Origin of the sequence: Nocardia sp. NPDC059240 (assembly GCF_042753865.1) — a bacterium.
Taxonomy (GTDB): domain Bacteria; phylum Actinomycetota; class Actinomycetes; order Mycobacteriales; family Mycobacteriaceae; genus Nocardia.
The window spans coordinates 97,798-114,051 of the sequence record NZ_JBHZAC010000021.1 but is presented as its reverse complement, the minus strand read 5'-3'; the positions used below and the strand labels follow the sequence as shown (position 1 = coordinate 114,051).

Sequence of the window (16,254 nt, the reverse complement as noted above, 5' to 3'; positions counted from 1 at the left end):
GGACCCCACTCCCGGCAGCGTGCGGCGATGCTAGTGGCGACCAGCGGTCCGACGTGATGTTTCTCGTTGACGTGCGGCGTGCGCGACGGGTCGATGGTTTTCGGTGCGATCCAGCCGACGCGGCCCGGGTTCGGTGAATCCTTGCCGAGCATCACTGTTTTCCAGCCGTTCGGGCTGTCATTCACGAGCGCGTGGTGGTGATCGCACACCAAGGTCAGATTGGTGAGGTCGGTAGGTCCGTTGTTGGCCCAATCGTTCACGTGGTGTACCGCGCACATCGATGGTGGCGCATCGCAATCCGGATGCGTGCAGCCCTTGTCGCGGGCAACCAGTGCGATGCGCTGGCCGGAGGAAGCGAGGCGGGGGCCGCGCCCGAGGAACAGCGGGATCCCGTCGGAATCCAGGACCGCGACATACGGCTTGGTCCCGGCGGCCATCTTCAACGCTTCGCTGATGGAGACGTGGCCGCCGGTGGCGGTGGTGGCGATGCCGGTGCCGCGCTCCATGTCCGCGACATCGATGCTGAACAGCACACCGACGGGCAGGCCGCGGTGGGTGCCGAGCTTGCTGAAGTCGAGGCCGGGCTGCAGCATCGCGGCGAACGCGTCGTGCACCCGCTGACCCGCATCGCGGCGGTCACGACGCGCGGCAGCCTCGAGCGCATCGGTGTCGATGACCGGGGTGGTCGCGGTCGGGCTGTCGGCATCTTCGGGGTTGCACATGCCGGGGCGCGCGAACTTGGCCAGGAACCCGTCGAGCAGGGCACGCAGTTCCGGGGTGAGCCAGCCTTCGATCCAGCTCATGCCGTCCACGCCGGGACGGCCGAGGATGATGCCACGCCGGCGGCGACGGTCGGCGTCGTTGAAGACGGTGCCGTCGGGGTCGACGCGGGCCATGATCTCGCGGCCGATCTTGGGCAGGTCGTCGGGAAACAAACCCGCACAAGACTTCTCGACCAACAACGCCTCGGCCTCGGTGCGGGCTTCGGCCGGGATGTCGGCGGGCAGGTGCTTGACGATGTCGACGATGTTGCGGGCGTGATCACGCGAGATGGCACCGGCTTCGAACGCTTCCGCCGTCGCCGACAGCGCGGCAGGGCGCAGGTGCCCGGTCGGTTCGGTGAACTCGCCGCACTCGCGGGTAATCTTCACCCGCACCGACGCGTCGTGCGCGGACAGGCCGAGGGTGTGACGCAGGAACGGGATCAGCTTGCCCGCACCCGAGGTCTCGGGCAGTGAGCGATCGGATGCTTCCACGATCAGCTTCGAATCCAGCGCCGACAGCTTCCGCTTGCAGGTCTCCAACTGCTGCATCAATGCCACCACATCGGCATCGGCGAACTGGGTCAGGGAAGCGTGAGCGATAGCGTCCGTCAGGGTATCGACCGCGGCCGCCAGTTCGGCGATCCCGCAGTTGTCGAATGTCACCCCAATCGAACCCATGTGCTAATTCTACCCCCCGCATGATCGCTGCGGAACTCGAATTACGTTGTGATATAAGCACTTTCAGAATTTCTGGTGTTTCCGAAAGCCTCGCGGCCAGGCGTGAAGCAGAATGCCCGAGTGGAGTCTGTTGATGTGTCTCATACAACCCTGCGCAAGGTGACCGTCCGGTTGGTCCCCTTCCTCGGCCTGCTGTACTTCGTCAATTACTTGGACCGGGTGAATATCGGATTCGCCGGACCCAACGGAATGAAGTCCGCTCTCGGCTTGAGCGAAACGGCGTTCGGATTCGCCTCGGGCATCTTCTTTCTGGGCTACCTGGTCCTGGAAGTCCCGAGCAATCTCGCGCTGCACCGTTTCGGCGCGCGCCGGTGGATCGCGCGAATCCTGGTGACCTGGGGCGTGATCGCGTCGGCCATGGCGTTCGTGCCGAACGGCACCACGCTGATCGTGCTTCGATTCCTGCTCGGAGTCGCCGAGGCCGGGTTCTTCCCGGGCATTCTGCTCTACCTGACGTATTGGTTCCCGCAACGCCATCGCGCGCGGATCGTCGCACTTTTCATGACGGCCGTGCCGATCTCGACCGCCCTGGGTGCAACTCTGTCGAGTCTCCTATTGCAGTGGGGCGATGGTGTTTTCGGCCTCAGTGGCTGGCGTTTCATGTTTCTGGTCGAGGGTATCCCGTCGCTCGTGCTGGCGGTGGTCACCTGGTTCTATCTCACCGATAGCCCCGAGAAGGCGACCTGGTTGGAACCCGCCGAACGGCAGTGGCTGGCAGCTGAACTCGCCGCCGAGGACGAGCAGCGATCAGCCGAGGAGCATTGGACCCTGCGGAAGGCGTTGACGCATCCGCGGATTCTCGGCCTGGCCCTGGTCTACGGCGGGATTGTGTACGGCCTGTACGCGCTCGGCTTCTTCCTGCCCACCATCATCAACGGATTCCAGCAGCAGTACGGCACACACTATTCGGTGATCCAGCGCGGCCTGATCAATGCGGTGCCGTACGTGATCGGCGCGGTGGTGATGGTGTGGTGGAGCCGCCACGGTGACCGCACCGGGGAGCGGGTGTGGCATGTGGCTCTGCCGGCGCTGGTCGGCGGGCTGGCGATACCGGTGACTCTCTATCTGGGGAATCCGTTCAGCGCCATGGTCGCGGTGACCGTGTGTGCGGTCGGAGTGCTCGCAGCATTGCCGACGTTCTGGGCCTTGCCGAGCACCTTCCTGTCCGGTGCGGCCGCGGCGGGCGGTATCGCCCTGATCAATTCGATCGGCAATATCAGCGGGTTCGCCGCACCGTATGTGACGGGCTGGCTGAAGGACTGGACGGGGACGCAGAAGGCCGGGTTGTGGGTGGTCGGGGCGTGCATGGTGGGGTCGGCGATCGGTGCGCTGGCCATGCGGCGCGGGATTCGGGAGCGGGTGGGGTAAGAAAGGGGTATGTGGCATCCGGCTGACCCGATTCTGAATGCGCTGACCTATCAGCCGGGCGATCGGCAGATCGTGGCTACGCCCGAGATGTTCGGGCTCCCGTACGAGGATCTGTCGCTGCGCACCTCCGATGGGGAGACCGTCAACGCGTGGTTCGTGCGGGCTGCCGGGGAACCGTTGGGGCACATTCTGTTCGCGCACGGGAACGGCGGCAACATCGGTGATCGGTCACCGATGCTGGCCATGCTCGCGGCGGTCGGGTTCGATGTGCTGGTTTTCGACTATCGCGGATACGGGCGCAGCACCGGTCGGACCAGTGAGCAGGGCACCTACCGGGATGTGCGGGCCGCGCGGGACGCTCTGCTCGCCCAGCCGGGAGTGGATCCGAGCCGAGTGGTGTATCTGGGCAAGTCGCTCGGCGGCGGTGTGATGCTCGAGTTGGCGACCGCCTTCCCGCCGGCGGCACTGCTGCTCATGTCGACCTTCACCGGCCTGCGCGACGCGGCGGTCGCGGTGTATCCGATGCTGCCGAAGCTGTTCGTGCCCAACGCGTATCCGAGCCTGCGGCGGATTCGGCGGCTGCAATCCCCGGTGCTGCTCATGCACGGCGACAATGACGAACTGCTGCCGGTGCGGATGGGCCGGGAATTGTTCGCGGCCGCACCGGAACCCAAGGAGCTGGTGATCTATCCGGGTGGGATGCACAACGATCTCATCGGGTTCCCGGGCTGGGCGGAGACCGTGGCCAAATGGGCTGCGGGCGTATTGCCGCCCAAGCGGCTCACTTCCGGGTGATGTTGAGTAGGAACTCGGCATTGCTGCCGGTCTTGCGCAGACCGTCGAGGAGCAGGTCGAGGGCGCGCTGATCATCCAGATCGGCCAGTGTGCGGCGCAGCAGATTCACGGCCTGGCGCTCGGCCGGATCGAAAAGCAGGTCATCGCGGCGGGTACTGGATTTCGAGATATCCACGGCGGGGAAGATGTGGCGGCCCGCCAGGGTGCGGTCGAGCTTGAGTTCGGCATTGCCGGTGCCCTTGTACTCCTCGAAGATGACGGTGTCGGCGAGCGAACCGGTTTCGACGAGCGCGGTCGCGATCACGGTCAGCGAGCCGCCGTTCTCGAAGTTGCGGGCCGCGCCCAGGAAACGCTTCGGCGGCAGCAGCGCCTGGGAATCCATTCCGCCGGAAAGGATTCGGCCCGAGGCATGGCCGGTCATGTTGTAGGCGCGGGCGAGCCGGGTCAGCGAGTCGAGTAGGACGACGACGTCGCGACCCTCCTCGGCCAGGCGTTGCGCGCGTTCGATGGCCAGTTCCGCGAGCGCCGTCTGCTCGGCCGGGGAGTGGTCGAAGGTGGCGGCGACAACCTCGGCCGGCACGCCGCGCGACAGGTCGGTGACCTCCTCCGGGCGTTCGCCGACGAGCACCAGCATGAGGTGCACTTCGGGATGATTGGCTGCGATGCCGCGTGCGATCGCTTGCAGCACAGAGGTTTTGCCCGCCTTCGGCGGTGCCACGATGAGGGCGCGCTGGCCCTTGCCGATCGGCATGATGAGGTCGGTGACGCGGGCGGTGAGCTTGTTCGGCTCGGTTTCCAGGCGCAGCCGCTCATCGGGGTGGATGGGGGTCAGGTCGCCGAACTTCGGGCGCTTCGGCAGGTCGGTGGCCGGGTGGCCGTTGACGGTGTCGACGCGCACCAGCGGAGCATGCTTGCCGTTCTTGGCATTCGGCTCCGCCAGGCCGGTGACCAGGTCGCCGCGGCGCAGGTCGTGGGCGCGAATCAGGCGGGCGGGGACGTGGATGTCGCGGGGTCCGGGCAGGTAGCCGCTGGTGCGCAGCATCGCCGTCTGGCCGTGGATATCCAGGAGTCCCGTTGTGGGGGAGAGGGTTTCGATGTGTTCGAGTACTGGGGCCGGGTTCCGCTGTGCGGTACGCGGCCGGGGTTCGATGGTGGTCATGAGATGTTCTCCTGTTGCAGGATCCGGTGACTTGCGCACCGGGAGTGAATGTTTGGGAATGGCCGGATACGGCCGATGGCGGTATGGAACCGCCGGTGAATCCGAGTGGTCCGGAGCCGATATCGCCGGGTGGCGATCAATATGGCTCTGCCGGGTTGGAACTCGGGGAAGAGAGGAAATCGTGTGGGAGGGACTTGCTGTCTACCTACATCCACAGGATCGCGACGCCCTCACCGTACGCCGTCCTCGATCTCGGCGCAATGCGTAGCCTGGAACACATGAGCGATGCCAAGGAACTCGTGGCCCTGTTGGCACAGCTGCCGGACGCCGAATTGGCGGCCGTGGTGGAGGCCGCCACCGACGGCCGGGCGGGTCTGGCCGCCCTGCACGCGGTGGCGCAGTCGCTGGCGGCGACCCTGGGTCATGCCCCGGATGTAATCGATGTGACTCCTGACACGCTTCCGATGGACGGCTATTCGCAGTCTGAGACGGTCGGCGCATTGGAGCAGGTGGGAGCCGGTCCGGTGATCACGCCGATACCGGTACCGCCTGCGGGTATCCCCTCCGGACCGGAGATCGGCGGGTATACGAACACCGGTGTCCCTACTTTCGAGTCAGTTCGCGATAAGGTCGAGCAGCGCTACGGCACATCGCAGGGGATGGACGAGCTCGATCGTCAGACACCGGTGGGTCGCAGCGTCGACGAACAGTGGGAAGCGCGGGCCAAGGCCGCGCGGGAACGTCTGGATCAGATTCGAAAATCGATGCACGGCAACGATTCCGAGTGATTCCGGGCGGTCCGCCTCGAACTTGATTGGGTGGAACCTTGACCGAACCGCGCGAAATCGCCGAGAAGCTGCTGGACCTGCAGGTCGACTTCATTGTCGCCGAGGTCAGCGGTGACCGCTTCGCCGAAGTGATCGCCCGCGACGTGAAGGACGTGATCGGTGTCGCAGACACCATCATCTTCCGCGACGTGGTGGAGATCGATCAGGCCAAGCAGACCGTCGCCAATGTGATCAACCTGATCGGCGGCAGCCCCGTGCTGGGCGAGATGGTCCCCGCGCTGGCCGGTCACCTGTACCAGGACATCGCCGGGAACAATGACTACACCCTGGGCGACGTGGTCGACCGCGAACCGGTGGAGCAGCTGCTGGAGAAGATCTTCGGCATGCACCAGGCCCAGGAACGCATCCTGGAACGGCTCACCGAGAGCCCCCTGATCGCGACCGTGGCCGCCAAGTTCGTGGACAAGCTGGTCGACGATTTCATGGAGACCAACAAGCAGATCGCGGGAAAGATTCCCGGCGTCGGCTCGCTGGTCTCGATGGGCACCAATGCCGCCAAGTCCGCGCGCAAGGCCGCGGAGAAGGCGGGCGGCAGCTTCATCGGCGAAATGGCCGGTAAGGGTGCGCAATTCGCGCTCAAGCGGACCAACAACGCCATCCGCGAGATGCTGCGGGACGCGCCCGTGCACGACGCCGCCATGGAATTCTGGGACCTGCACGCCGGTGAGCCGGTCAGCGGCCTCAAGGAATACCTGTCCCAGCAGGATCTGATCGATCTCGCGGTGATCATCCACCGGATCGCGGTGACCACCCGCAACAAGGAATACGTCGGCGTGCTGGTGGACCAGGGCGTGGAGGTGTTCTTCGAGAAGTACGGCGACCATACCCTCGCCGGCCTGCTGCCCGAGCTCGGGCTGTCCGAAGACGTCATCGCTGAGGAGATTCTGCGCTACGGCCCGGCCGTGGTGGAGGCCGCCAAACGTAATGGCGTGCTGGCCAAGCTGATTCGCGAGCGGCTGGAGCCGTTCTTCCTGTCCGAGCCGGTGCTCGCGGTGCTCGCCGGGAAGTAGCCCGAACCTGAAACAGGGCCGCACGCTCAACCGCGTGCGGCCCTGTTTCATTCCCTGTGGGGAATCGCTCGGCGCATCGAATCCGCGCAGACTCGTTGCCATGACGAAAATCGACATCAACGAACTCGCCGGCCGCTACCTGGCCATGTGGAACGAATCCGATCCGGCATTGCGGCGCAAGCTGATTCACGATCTGTGGGCCGAGGATGGTGCGCAGATCCTGGTGGATCCGCCCGAAGATATGCGAAACGCCGCGACCCGCATCAGCTTTCCGATTCCGCCGCTGGAAGTGCGCGGACATCATGCTCTGGAGCGCCGCGTGGCGCGGGCCTACGAGATGTTCGTGGCATCGGGCGAAACCCGCTTCGTCCAGCGCGGGGAGGTGACGACGCTGCTGAAGCAGGTCATCGCCCTCACCTGGTCGATGGTGACCACCGACGGGACCGTGGTCGGCGGTGGGATGGATGTCCTCGCCCTGGACGAAGACGGTCGCATCCGCACCGACCATCAGCACATCGGCGTCGACTAATCGACGATGGCGATTCCGTCGATCTCCACCAGCATCTCCTCACGCGGCAGGCCGGTGAAAACCGTTGTGCGGCTGGGGAGTACCTCGCCGGTGGTGTGCTCGTTCACGAACTTGCCGTACGCCTCGTTCATGATGGCGAAGTCCTCGCGCTTCGTGAGGTAGACGCGCAGCATCACCACGTCGTCGAAGCTCGCCCCGCCCGCCTCGACGATCGCCTTCACGTTCTCCAGGGTCCGGATGGTCTGGGCCGCAACGTCTCCCGGATAGAGGTACTCGCTCGTCGCCGGGTCGACGGGGCCCTGACCGGACACCTGCAGGAACGGTCCCTTGCGCACGCCCTGGGAGAAGGTGTGCGCGGGGGCGGGGGCATTGTCGGTGCGGATGGCGATCTTCTGGCTCATGGTCGGCCTTTCACTTCTCGGGGCTCGGACTCCAGCCGAGCTCGGTGGATACGGCCTCGGCCGTGTCGCGCACGCGCGGCAGCAGTCCGAGGACCTGGTCGTGATCGAGCAGCATGTCCGGCACCGACACCGACAGTGCGGCGACGGTCGCGCCGGTGCCGTCGTGGATCGGGACGGCCACACAGTTGATGAAGCTCTCGTGCTCCTCGTGGTCCTCGGCAAAGCCTTGGGCCGCAACGAGTTCGAGTTCCGTGAGGTATTGCTCGGGGGTACGGATGGTCTTGTCGGTGTAGGCGCGGTAGTCGAGGCCCGCCGCGATGCCCGCCCACTGTGCTCGCGGCAGCGCCGACACCAGCACCTTGCCGACGGCCGTGCAGTGCAGCGCTGCCGGGCGGCCGATGCGCGAGTACATGCGCACGCTGTGGGTGGCGTCGAGCTTGTCGATGTAGACGGCCTCGCCGGATTCGTAGGTGGCCAGGTGCACGGTCTGCCCGGTGTCGGCGTTGAGCGCGGCCAGGTGTGGGCGCGCGATCGTGCGCACATCGCGGCCTTCCAGGGAGCGGTTGGCCAGTTCGAACAGTCGGGTGCCGAGCCGGTAGCGGTGCTCGCTGTCGTGGGTGACGAAGCGGTCGGCCTCCATGGTCTGCAGCAGCCGCAGCACGGTCGACTTGTGCACGCCGAGCCGAGTCGCCAACTGGTCCAGGGATTTCGGCTCCTCACCGAGTTCGACGAGGAGGGTGAGGGCGCGCTGGAGACTCTGACTCATGAGGCCACATTCTCGGGGAGAAGCAGGCCGGGGCGGTAATGGAGGGTCGACCACTCCGACGGGCTTGCCGCGGCCAGGGATTCGAGCGTGGACAGCGGCGGCAGTTCGGCGATGTCACCGGTACCGGTGAGCGCGGCGGCCGCGCACAGGTGGCCGAAGCGCAGCAACTGTTCGTGCGGACGGCCCTGCAGTAGTGCGGCGAGGTAGCCGCCCGCGAAAGCGTCACCGGCGCCGATGCGTTCGGTGACCTCCAGGGTGAGGGCCGGGACCTCCAGGCGGTCCGCGCCGAGGAACCCGGTGACAGAGTGCTTGTCGTTCTTGACGATCAGATGCCGGGGCTGCGGGAAGGCGGCGCGCAGCCGGTCGGCGTCACCGATTCCGAAGACCTCCTCGGCCTCGTCCGCGCCCAGGAACACCACGTCGCTGCCGGCGATGTGGCGGGCCAGGATGTCGGCGGCGGACTCGTCGCGCCGGGCCCACAGGGCCGGGCGGTAGTTGAGGTCGAAGCTGATCAGCCGACCGTGCCGGGGGAGGGCGAGCAGGGCATCGGTGAGCGCGGTCGCCGTGGGAGACAGCGCGGTGGTGATGCCGGTGAAGTGGACCAGTTCGGCTTGGTCGAGAAGTTCAGCTGCACTTGCCAGGTCGGCCGGTGACAGCGCGCTTGCGGCGGAACCGGTGCGGTAGTACAGCATTCGGCTGTCCCCGGCGGCGAGGTCGTTCGGGCGATCGGAGCCGCTGCCGCGTTCCTTCACGTAGACCGCGGTCGACCGGGTCTCGTCGACGGTGACGGCGGAGGTGTCCACGCCGCGTTCGGTGAGATGCCGGACCAGATAGCGCCCGAAGCCGTCGTCCCCGACCCGGGAGAGCCAACCGGTCGGCACGCCGAGCTGACTCAACACGCACGCGACATTCGCCTCCGCGCCGCCCGCGCCCCGATCGAATGCGGGGGAGTCCTCGAGCGGCCCGGGTGCCGCGATGAGCACCGCGAGGCCCTCGCCGACGGTGACAGCCCGGGCAGTCGGCTGGATCACACCAATCTCCTTCGAATGGTTGCGGCTTTCGGACATTACGTGCAGACTAACCATCAGAAACACGATGTGCAACAAGCGTTGCAAATTATGCAATTGCTTGGAGCTATGACCGGAAGGAGCGTCGTGGCCGCCGACAACGTCGTCGCAGCCCCCAGCGAGATCACCGGAGTGCCCGCGGGCAATCGGACTCTCGCCGACAACGGCAGGGCCGTTCAGGATCTGATCCTGGGCCCGCAGCACAAATCGCTGCCGCCCGCCGCATGGGGACTGACCGTGCGTGACTACCTGGCCACCGCCCCGCACTTGGACGACCTGCAGACCCCGGTCCTGACCATGGACCGCTCCGCGCTGGACGCCAACCGTGCCGTGATGGCCGACTGGGCCCGTACCGCCGGCGTACAGCTGGCTCCCCACGGCAAGACCTCCATGTCCCCGCAGCTCTGGAACGAGCAGCTGGAAGCCGGATCCTGGGGCATCACCCTCGCCACCGGCTGGCAGGTCCAGATCGGTCGCTCCCTCGGCCTGAACCGCATCATGCTCGCCAACGCACTCCTGGACCCGACCGGATTGCGCTGGGCCGCAGCCGAAATCGAATCCGACCCGAACTTCGAGCTCTACAGCTGGGTCGACGGCGTCGGCTCGGTCCGCGAAATGGAACGCCACCTGGAGTCCGCGCCGGACGGCGTGCAGCTCAACGTCATCGTGGAACTCGGTGGCCCGCACGGCCGCACCGGCGCGCGCGGCCTCGCCGCCGCCCACGAGGTGGCCGACGCGGTCGACAAGTCCCCGCGCCTACGCCTGGCCGGAGTCGGCGGCTACGAGGGCGCACTCGCCCACGACCGCACCCCGGAAGGTCTTGCCGCCGTTCGCCATTACCTCGATGAGGTTGCGATCCTGCACCAGGAACTCGCCGCCGCCGGGCGCTACGACGAGTTCGTCGGTGCGTCGGATGCGGGCGCTGAGCTCACGGGCGACGGATCCCCTCTCGGCGTGGACGGGGCCGCTGCCTCCCGGGCCGGGCTGTCACGTCGTGCGGCGATTGTGACCGCGGGTGGCAGCGCCTACCCGGATCTGGTCGTCGAGCGGCTGGCCGGGCTCGCGGATGAGGCTGGTGCGCACGGGGTTCCGACGGCCGTGGTGTTGCGGTCCGGGGCGTATCTGGTGCACGACGATGGCTTCTACTCGGGGATTTCGCCGTTGGCGGCGGGGCGCTCGGAGCGTCCGTTGCGGTCGGCCATGCACGGATGGGCACGGTGTGTGTCCCGCCCGGAAACGGAACTCGCGCTGCTCGATGCGGGTAAGCGTGATCTTCCGTTCGATGAGGGGTTGCCGGTCCCGCAGCGGATGGCGGGACCGGCAAGCACCTCGCTGCCGGCAGGCGCGAATGTGTCGGCGCTCAATGATCAGCACACCTTCCTGCGGTTGCCCGGTGGTTCGGGCATCGATGTGCCGGTGGGAAGTGTGGTGCGGCTGGGGCTTTCGCATCCGTGTACCGCGTTCGATAAATGGCGGCTGATTCCGGTGATCGATGACGCGGACGCCGAGCGGCCGCGGATCGTCGGTTTCCTGCCGACCTATTTCTGAGCGGGATGTCATGGCCGACCTATTGATTCGTGACATCGATGTCATCGACGGCACCGGCGGAGCGCGGTACCGGGCGGATGTGGTGGTCGACGGCGGACGGATCGCCGAGATCGCCGCACCCGGGACGATCACGGACGCTGACCGGATCCTCGACGAGGGCGAGAACCTGGTGCTGGCACCGGGATTCATCGATATGCACGCGCATTCCGACCTGCATCTGCTGACGCATCCGGGGCATTTCCCCAAGCTGAGTCAGGGCATCACCACCGAGGTGATCGGACAGGACGGGCTGTCCTACGCACCCATCGACGATGCCGCGCTCGCTATCGTGCGCCGCCAGATCGCCGGGTGGAACGGCAATCCCGCCGACCTCGACTTCGACTGGCGCACCGTCGCGCAATATCTCGACCGCCTCGATACCGCCGGGATCACCCCGAACGCCGCCTATCTGGTGCCGCAGGGCACCTTGCGGCTGATGGTCGTCGGCACCGAGAAGCGTGCCGCAACCTCGGCGGAGATCCAGCACATGCGGCTGATTCTGCGCCAGGCGCTGACCGAGGGCGCGGTGGGCATGTCCAGCGGGCTCACCTACACGCCCGGAATGTACGCCGACACTTCGGAACTCGCGTCGCTCTGCGAGGTGGTCGCGGAATTCGGCGGCTTCTACGCCCCGCACACCCGCTCTTACGGAGCCGGGGCGCTGGAGGCATACGCGGAGATGATCGAGTTGGCCCGCCGCACCGGCGTCGCCCTGCACCTGACCCACGCCACCATGAACTTCGGCGAGAACCGCGGCCGCGCACCAGAATTCCTGGCCCTGATCGACGCGGCACTGGCCGACGGCTGCGACATCACCCTCGACACCTACCCGTATCTGCCCGGTTCGACCACGCTCTCGGCATTGCTGCCGAGCTGGGCGATGAGCGGCGGCCCGGATGCCGCGCTGGAGCGACTCACCGATCCCGGCGCACGGACGCGAATCATCGAGGACGTCAACGTCAATGGTTCCGACGGCTGTCACGGCGTCACCGTGGAATGGGAGACCATCCAGATAAGCGGCGTCGCCAACCCCGACCTCGAGCAGTACGTCGGCCGCACCCTCGCCGAGATCGCGACCACCGAGGCCCGGCCCCCGGTCGAGGTGTTCTTCGACCTGCTGACCCGAGACCAGTTGGCCACCAGCATCCTTCAACACGTCGGCCACGAGGAGAACGTGCGCGCCATCATGCGCCACTCCCGCCACATGGGCGGCACCGACGGCCTCCTCGCCCCCCCCCCCCCCCCCCCCCGCGCCTGGGGCACCTTCCCCCGCTACCTCGGCCACTACACCCGCGAACTGGGTGTTCTCGACCTCGAGGACTGCGTCCACCACTGCACCGGCCGCCCCGCCGAACGCCTGCGCCTCCGCGACCGCGGCCTCATCCGCCCCGGCTACGCCGCCGACCTGGTTTTGTTCGACCCGGCCACGGTGATCGACACCGCCACCTTCGACGAGCCCAAGCAGCAGGCCCACGGCATCCCATACGTCCTCGTCAACGGCGAATTCGCCCTGGACGCCGGCAAACCCACCGGCCACCGCGCCGGACGCGCCCTCCGCATGGACCCGGCGACGGGGCAGACCCGATGACCACCGGCCACGCGAGATCGCCGATAGGCCCCGTGAGAGATCGCCGAGGTGCCGGGTCGGACGCCCTCGCCATCGAATCCCCTGCCACCTCCGGGGGGAGCGAGTGTGAGGGCGACGGGCAGCCACCCGACGCGCGACGCGTGCGCCGACGGTCTGGCGGCCGTGGGCGACGGGGCAGCCGCCGGTTTACGCACCCAGACCCAACGCCGCCTGCGCGGCCGTCGTGCTCGGCGTGGCCATGTCCTCAACGGACGATCGGGATGTCGAGGCAGGCCATCGGTAGGAGATCCCACCGACCGTCGGTGCGGCGCGGAGTGGCGGCCAGGTCCTGGCGCGGGAGCGGCGAATTCGGCTCGACCACAAGCACATCCATCGGCTCGCGCGCGATATCGATGCGCCTGCGGGCCGGGCGAAAGGAGAATCGATGAATTCCGCCGTGGAGGCCATTCTGGCCGATCGCGCGCTGACCGTGGTGCGGGCGCCGGAGATTCCCGATCCGGTGGCGTTGGCAGACAGTCTCGCCGGGGCGGGAATCCGCGCGGTGGAACTGACTTTCACCACGCCGGGTGTGCTGGAGTACATCGGCGATATCGCGAAGGCCGGGGTCGGAGTGATCGGTGCGGGCACCGTGCTCACTCGGGATCAGGCGCAATCGGCCATCGACGCGGGCGCGCAGTTCCTGGTCACGCCGGGTATCAGCGAGCAGGTCGCCGAGGTGGCGGCGCAGCGTGAAATCCCGGTCGTGATGGGCGCTTTCACGCCGTCCGAGGTGATGTGGGCGATGGAGCTCGGCGCTGCGGCGGTGAAGATCTTCCCGGCCAAGGCCCTGGGGCCCGGCTACCTGAAGGACCTGCACGGTCCCTTCCCGGATGTGCGGCTGATCCCCTCCGGCGGGGTCAATGCCGGTAATGCCGCGGACTTCCTCGCCCACGGGGCGGTCGCGGTGACCGCCGGAACCGATGTCGTACCGCCCGCCGCCGTCGCGGCGGGTGAATGGGCCGAAATCGCTTCGCGCGCGGCCACCTTCGTTCGAGCTCTGCACTGATTTCTAGTTGTGAACTGAGAGGTATCCCATGGGCACCACCGTGGACTGGCTGCGTACCAGCACGCCGGGACTGCTGCTGCTCTGCGGTGCGGCGATCGCCGTACTGCTGATCGCGATCATCCGGTTCAAGCTGGAACCGTTCATCGCCCTGCTGCTCACCGGGCTCGCGCTGGCGCTGGCCGCCGGGCTGCCTGTGTCGCAAATCGTCGGCACCGCACTGAAATCCGGTGATTCCTTGCTGGAGACCGGATTCGGGTCGATCCTCGGCCATATCGCGGTGATCATCGGACTGGGCACCGTGCTGGGCGCGATCCTGGAACGATCCGGCGGCGCGGACGTCTTGACCCGCAAACTGCTGGATCTGTTCGGCGAGAAGGGCGCTCCCGTCGCCATGGGCCTGCTCGGGCTCATCTTCGGTATCCCGGTGTTCTTCGATATCGGTATCTTCGTGCTCGCGCCGCTGGTGTACGTGGCGGCCAAGCAGGGCGGGCGCTCGCTGGTGCTGTACGCGCTGCCGATGCTGGCGGGCCTGTCGATGACGCACGCCTTCCTCCCGCCGCATCCGGGCCCGGTGTCGCTGGGCGGGTTGCTGGGTGTCAGCCTGGGCTGGCTCATCGTGATGGGATTCGTCTGCGGCATCCCGGGATTCGTCGCGGCGGGCATCGTGTGGGGCAGCTGGATCGGCAAGCGGGTACAGGTCGAGGTGCCTGCGGAGTTTCTGATCCGCAAGCAGGACAACGGTTCCGGCGAGGACGCTCCGGGCGCGGCCACCGGTGGTACCGCCACCGCGACCCTGGTCAAGCGGCCGCCTTCGGTCGGCCTGATCGGCGCGATCGTTGCGGTGCCGCTGATCCTGATCCTGGGTGCGACCTTCGGCAGCCAACTGCTCACCACCGGTTCGAAACCGTTGCAGGTCTTGACCTTCCTGGGCACCCCCGCCGTGGCACTGCTGATCACCGTCCTCATCGCCTTCTACGTGCTGGGCATCCGCCGCGGCTCGACGGTGCAGGAACTCAGCACGGTGACCGCCGAATCCCTGCGGCCGGTCGGCATGCTGTTGCTGGTCGTCGGTGCGGGCGCGTTCTTCGGAAAGGTCATCTCCGCCACCGGAATCGGCACCGCCCTGGCCCACACCATGGCCGCCGCCGGCCTCCCCGTGATCGTGCTGGCCTACGTGATCAGCTGCGGCCTGCGCATCGCCCAGGGCTCGGCCACCGTCGCCATCGTCACCACCGGCGGCATCGTCGCACCACTGGTGCACGAGCAGGGCTACTCGCAGGTCGCGCTGGCCTTGATCGCGATGGCCATCGCGGCCGGTTCCATCATCCTCAGCCACGTCAACGACGGCGGTTTCTGGATCATCTCGAAGTTCTTCAACCTCACCGTCAAACAGACCCTGCAAACCTGGACCGTGCTCGAAACGGTGCTCTCGGTGGTGAGTTTCGCGGTGGCAGGGCTGCTGTTCGCGATCTTCGCCTGAGACGCTGTGGGTGTGTGCCGCGGCGGTGCTCCCCCCGGATGCACCGCCGCGGCGTCGGATGCCACTCGGCACGCCCCGCGGATCGGCATCGGCACAAGACGATGCGGTCCGCGTTCATGCCCTCCCCTCGCGGACACCCGGTGTCGAGCATCTCGATCCGGAGCGGTTCGGGGCAAGGCGTGGTCCTGTCCCAGTTTGTCCCAGTGCCATCGCGGCCGGATACTTGTGCGGCAGCAACTGTGTTGTGCGGGTTGGGGGTATCGGTGACTGCGTCGCGGATGGAGATCGCGGACTTTGTGCGTACCCGGCGGGAGGCGGCGGGTCTTACCCGCGCGGAGCTCGCCCGCAAGGCCGACGTCTCCGAGGCGCTGATCCAGAAGATCGAGCAGGGCACCCGCAGGCCCACCGCGGTCGCCCTGGGCGCGCTGTTCTCCGCGCTGGGAGTACCGGCGCAGGTGCGCGAACACGTCGCCACCCTGCTGCAGCCCGAATTGTCCACCTTCGGTACGCAGGACACCCCGCCGGAGCCTTACGAGCTCGACTTCCTGGACGCGATCCCGTATCCCGCGTGCTACCAGACCATGCCGTCGGTGGAGCTGGTCGCCGCGAATGATGCGTATCTGCGGGCATTTCCGGGCCTCGCGCCGGGCGATGTCCTGCTCGAATGGATGCTGTTCGATCCACGGGCGCGTGAGGTCATCGAAGACTGGGAACGCGAGATACACCTCATGGTGTTCGGGTTCCGCTACATGGCTCCGGCCGTCCACCCGCCGGAGCGGATCCAGGCCATCATCGACCGGTGCAGTGCCGCGCCGGAATGGGATCGCTTCTGGTCCACCGAGGTTCACCCCGACAACATCCCCCGCCGGCCGATCCGGGTGCGCTCACCCGATACCGGTGACTGGATCGCCTACCACATGCAGCTGTTCAAATTCGAACTGCCGCAGCGTCCTTGGTGGATCTATTCCCTGGTCCCCGTCGACTGACCCGCGCTTTCCGTGCCGGTAGTCGGGCGTGGGGGGCGGGGGCCCCGGGGGGTCCCCCCCCCCCACCCCGGGCGTCAGTGGGGCACCCCGCCCCCGAAAACACGGGGGCAGCCGCATTTGTGC

Annotated in this window: 15 protein-coding genes; 10 read left to right on the top strand and 5 right to left on the bottom strand. The window is 67.1% G+C overall.

The features are described from left to right. Positions 1–1,442 (bottom strand): DUF222 domain-containing protein (locus ACFXHA_RS44245; protein ID WP_379367246.1); only part of this gene is annotated, 1,442 nt, incomplete at its 3' end. 135 nt (positions 1,443–1,577) lie between these two features. On the opposite strand from ACFXHA_RS44245, the gene ACFXHA_RS44240 reads away from it, so the two are divergent. Then, positions 1,578–2,870: an MFS transporter gene (locus ACFXHA_RS44240; protein ID WP_379367244.1), complete on the top strand. Its 1,293-nt coding sequence runs from the start codon at positions 1,578–1,580 to the stop codon at positions 2,868–2,870. Between the two features lie 9 nt (positions 2,871–2,879). Then, positions 2,880–3,665 carry an alpha/beta hydrolase gene (locus tag ACFXHA_RS44235; RefSeq protein WP_379367242.1) on the top strand — a complete coding sequence of 262 codons (786 nt, stop codon included), beginning with the start codon at positions 2,880–2,882 and terminating at the stop codon, positions 3,663–3,665. Here ACFXHA_RS44235 and rho read toward each other — a convergent pair. Continuing rightward, positions 3,652–4,824 carry a transcription termination factor Rho gene (gene rho, locus ACFXHA_RS44230; RefSeq protein WP_379367240.1) on the bottom strand — a complete coding sequence of 391 codons (1,173 nt, stop codon included), beginning with the start codon at positions 4,822–4,824 and terminating at the stop codon, positions 3,652–3,654. The two genes, ACFXHA_RS44235 and rho, sit on opposite strands and share 14 nt — an antisense overlap. Positions 4,825–5,102: 278 nt before the next feature. Here rho and ACFXHA_RS44225 point away from each other — a divergent pair, with 278 nt between their 5' ends. The 3 genes from ACFXHA_RS44225 to ACFXHA_RS44215 all read left to right on the top strand — a co-directional run bounded on the left by ACFXHA_RS44225 (position 5,103) and on the right by ACFXHA_RS44215 (position 7,211). Further along, positions 5,103–5,612 (top strand): PspA/IM30 family protein, encoded by a 510-nt coding sequence (locus tag ACFXHA_RS44225; RefSeq protein ID WP_379367238.1) that lies wholly within the window; start codon positions 5,103–5,105, stop codon positions 5,610–5,612. A 38-nt stretch (positions 5,613–5,650) separates the two neighbouring features. Then, positions 5,651–6,682 (top strand): hypothetical protein, encoded by a 1,032-nt coding sequence (locus ACFXHA_RS44220; protein ID WP_379367236.1) that lies wholly within the window; start codon positions 5,651–5,653, stop codon positions 6,680–6,682. Between the two features lie 100 nt (positions 6,683–6,782). After that, positions 6,783–7,211, top strand: a complete 429-nt coding sequence (locus tag ACFXHA_RS44215; protein ID WP_379367234.1) for a hypothetical protein — start codon at positions 6,783–6,785, stop codon at positions 7,209–7,211. On the opposite strand, the gene ACFXHA_RS44210 is transcribed toward ACFXHA_RS44215, so the two are convergent. Genes ACFXHA_RS44210 through ACFXHA_RS44200 form a run of 3 tightly spaced genes read right to left on the bottom strand, consistent with a single transcriptional unit; the run spans position 7,208 to position 9,409 of the window. After that, entirely contained in the window at positions 7,208–7,612 is a 405-nt protein-coding gene (locus ACFXHA_RS44210) for a RidA family protein (RefSeq protein WP_379367232.1), read from the bottom strand. The two genes, ACFXHA_RS44215 and ACFXHA_RS44210, sit on opposite strands and share 4 nt — an antisense overlap. Positions 7,613–7,622: 10 nt before the next feature. Further along, entirely contained in the window at positions 7,623–8,378 is a 756-nt protein-coding gene (locus ACFXHA_RS44205; RefSeq protein ID WP_379367230.1) for an IclR family transcriptional regulator, read from the bottom strand. Then, positions 8,375–9,409: a sugar kinase gene (locus tag ACFXHA_RS44200; protein ID WP_379367228.1), complete on the bottom strand. Its 1,035-nt coding sequence runs from the start codon at positions 9,407–9,409 to the stop codon at positions 8,375–8,377. Before ACFXHA_RS44200 ends, ACFXHA_RS44205 begins: the two co-directional genes overlap by 4 nt. A gap of 219 nt (positions 9,410–9,628) precedes the next feature. Between ACFXHA_RS44200 and ACFXHA_RS44195 the strand changes: the two genes are divergently transcribed. The 5 genes from ACFXHA_RS44195 to ACFXHA_RS44175 all read left to right on the top strand — a co-directional run bounded on the left by ACFXHA_RS44195 (position 9,629) and on the right by ACFXHA_RS44175 (position 16,131). Then, positions 9,629–10,993 carry an amino acid deaminase gene (locus ACFXHA_RS44195; protein ID WP_379367259.1) on the top strand — a complete coding sequence of 455 codons (1,365 nt, stop codon included), beginning with the start codon at positions 9,629–9,631 and terminating at the stop codon, positions 10,991–10,993. A gap of 10 nt (positions 10,994–11,003) precedes the next feature. Then, a complete protein-coding gene (locus ACFXHA_RS44190) occupies positions 11,004–12,620 on the top strand; it encodes an amidohydrolase family protein (protein ID WP_379367226.1) in 1,617 nt (538 codons plus the stop codon). 424 nt (positions 12,621–13,044) lie between these two features. Continuing rightward, the gene (locus tag ACFXHA_RS44185) at positions 13,045–13,665 is read left to right on the top strand and encodes a bifunctional 4-hydroxy-2-oxoglutarate aldolase/2-dehydro-3-deoxy-phosphogluconate aldolase (RefSeq protein WP_379367224.1); all 621 of its coding nucleotides are present in this window, start codon (positions 13,045–13,047) and stop codon (positions 13,663–13,665) included. A gap of 28 nt (positions 13,666–13,693) precedes the next feature. After that, positions 13,694–15,145 carry a GntP family permease gene (locus ACFXHA_RS44180; RefSeq protein ID WP_379367222.1) on the top strand — a complete coding sequence of 484 codons (1,452 nt, stop codon included), beginning with the start codon at positions 13,694–13,696 and terminating at the stop codon, positions 15,143–15,145. 263 nt (positions 15,146–15,408) lie between these two features. Next, positions 15,409–16,131, top strand: coding sequence for a helix-turn-helix domain-containing protein (locus tag ACFXHA_RS44175; protein ID WP_379367220.1), 723 nt, complete (start codon positions 15,409–15,411; stop codon positions 16,129–16,131). Positions 16,132–16,254 lie beyond the last annotated feature (123 nt).

Coding starts and splice junctions, on each gene's coding strand:
- ACFXHA_RS44235 (WP_379367242.1), top strand. CDS start 2,880: ATGTGGCATCCGGCTGACCCGATTCTGAATGCGCTGACCTATCAGCCG.
- rho (WP_379367240.1), bottom strand. CDS start 4,824: ATGACCACCATCGAACCCCGGCCGCGTACCGCACAGCGGAACCCGGCC.
- ACFXHA_RS44225 (WP_379367238.1), top strand. CDS start 5,103: ATGAGCGATGCCAAGGAACTCGTGGCCCTGTTGGCACAGCTGCCGGAC.
- ACFXHA_RS44215 (WP_379367234.1), top strand. CDS start 6,783: ATGACGAAAATCGACATCAACGAACTCGCCGGCCGCTACCTGGCCATG.
- ACFXHA_RS44210 (WP_379367232.1), bottom strand. CDS start 7,612: ATGAGCCAGAAGATCGCCATCCGCACCGACAATGCCCCCGCCCCCGCG.
- ACFXHA_RS44205 (WP_379367230.1), bottom strand. CDS start 8,378: ATGAGTCAGAGTCTCCAGCGCGCCCTCACCCTCCTCGTCGAACTCGGT.
- ACFXHA_RS44190 (WP_379367226.1), top strand. CDS start 11,004: ATGGCCGACCTATTGATTCGTGACATCGATGTCATCGACGGCACCGGC.
- ACFXHA_RS44185 (WP_379367224.1), top strand. CDS start 13,045: ATGAATTCCGCCGTGGAGGCCATTCTGGCCGATCGCGCGCTGACCGTG.
- ACFXHA_RS44180 (WP_379367222.1), top strand. CDS start 13,694: ATGGGCACCACCGTGGACTGGCTGCGTACCAGCACGCCGGGACTGCTG.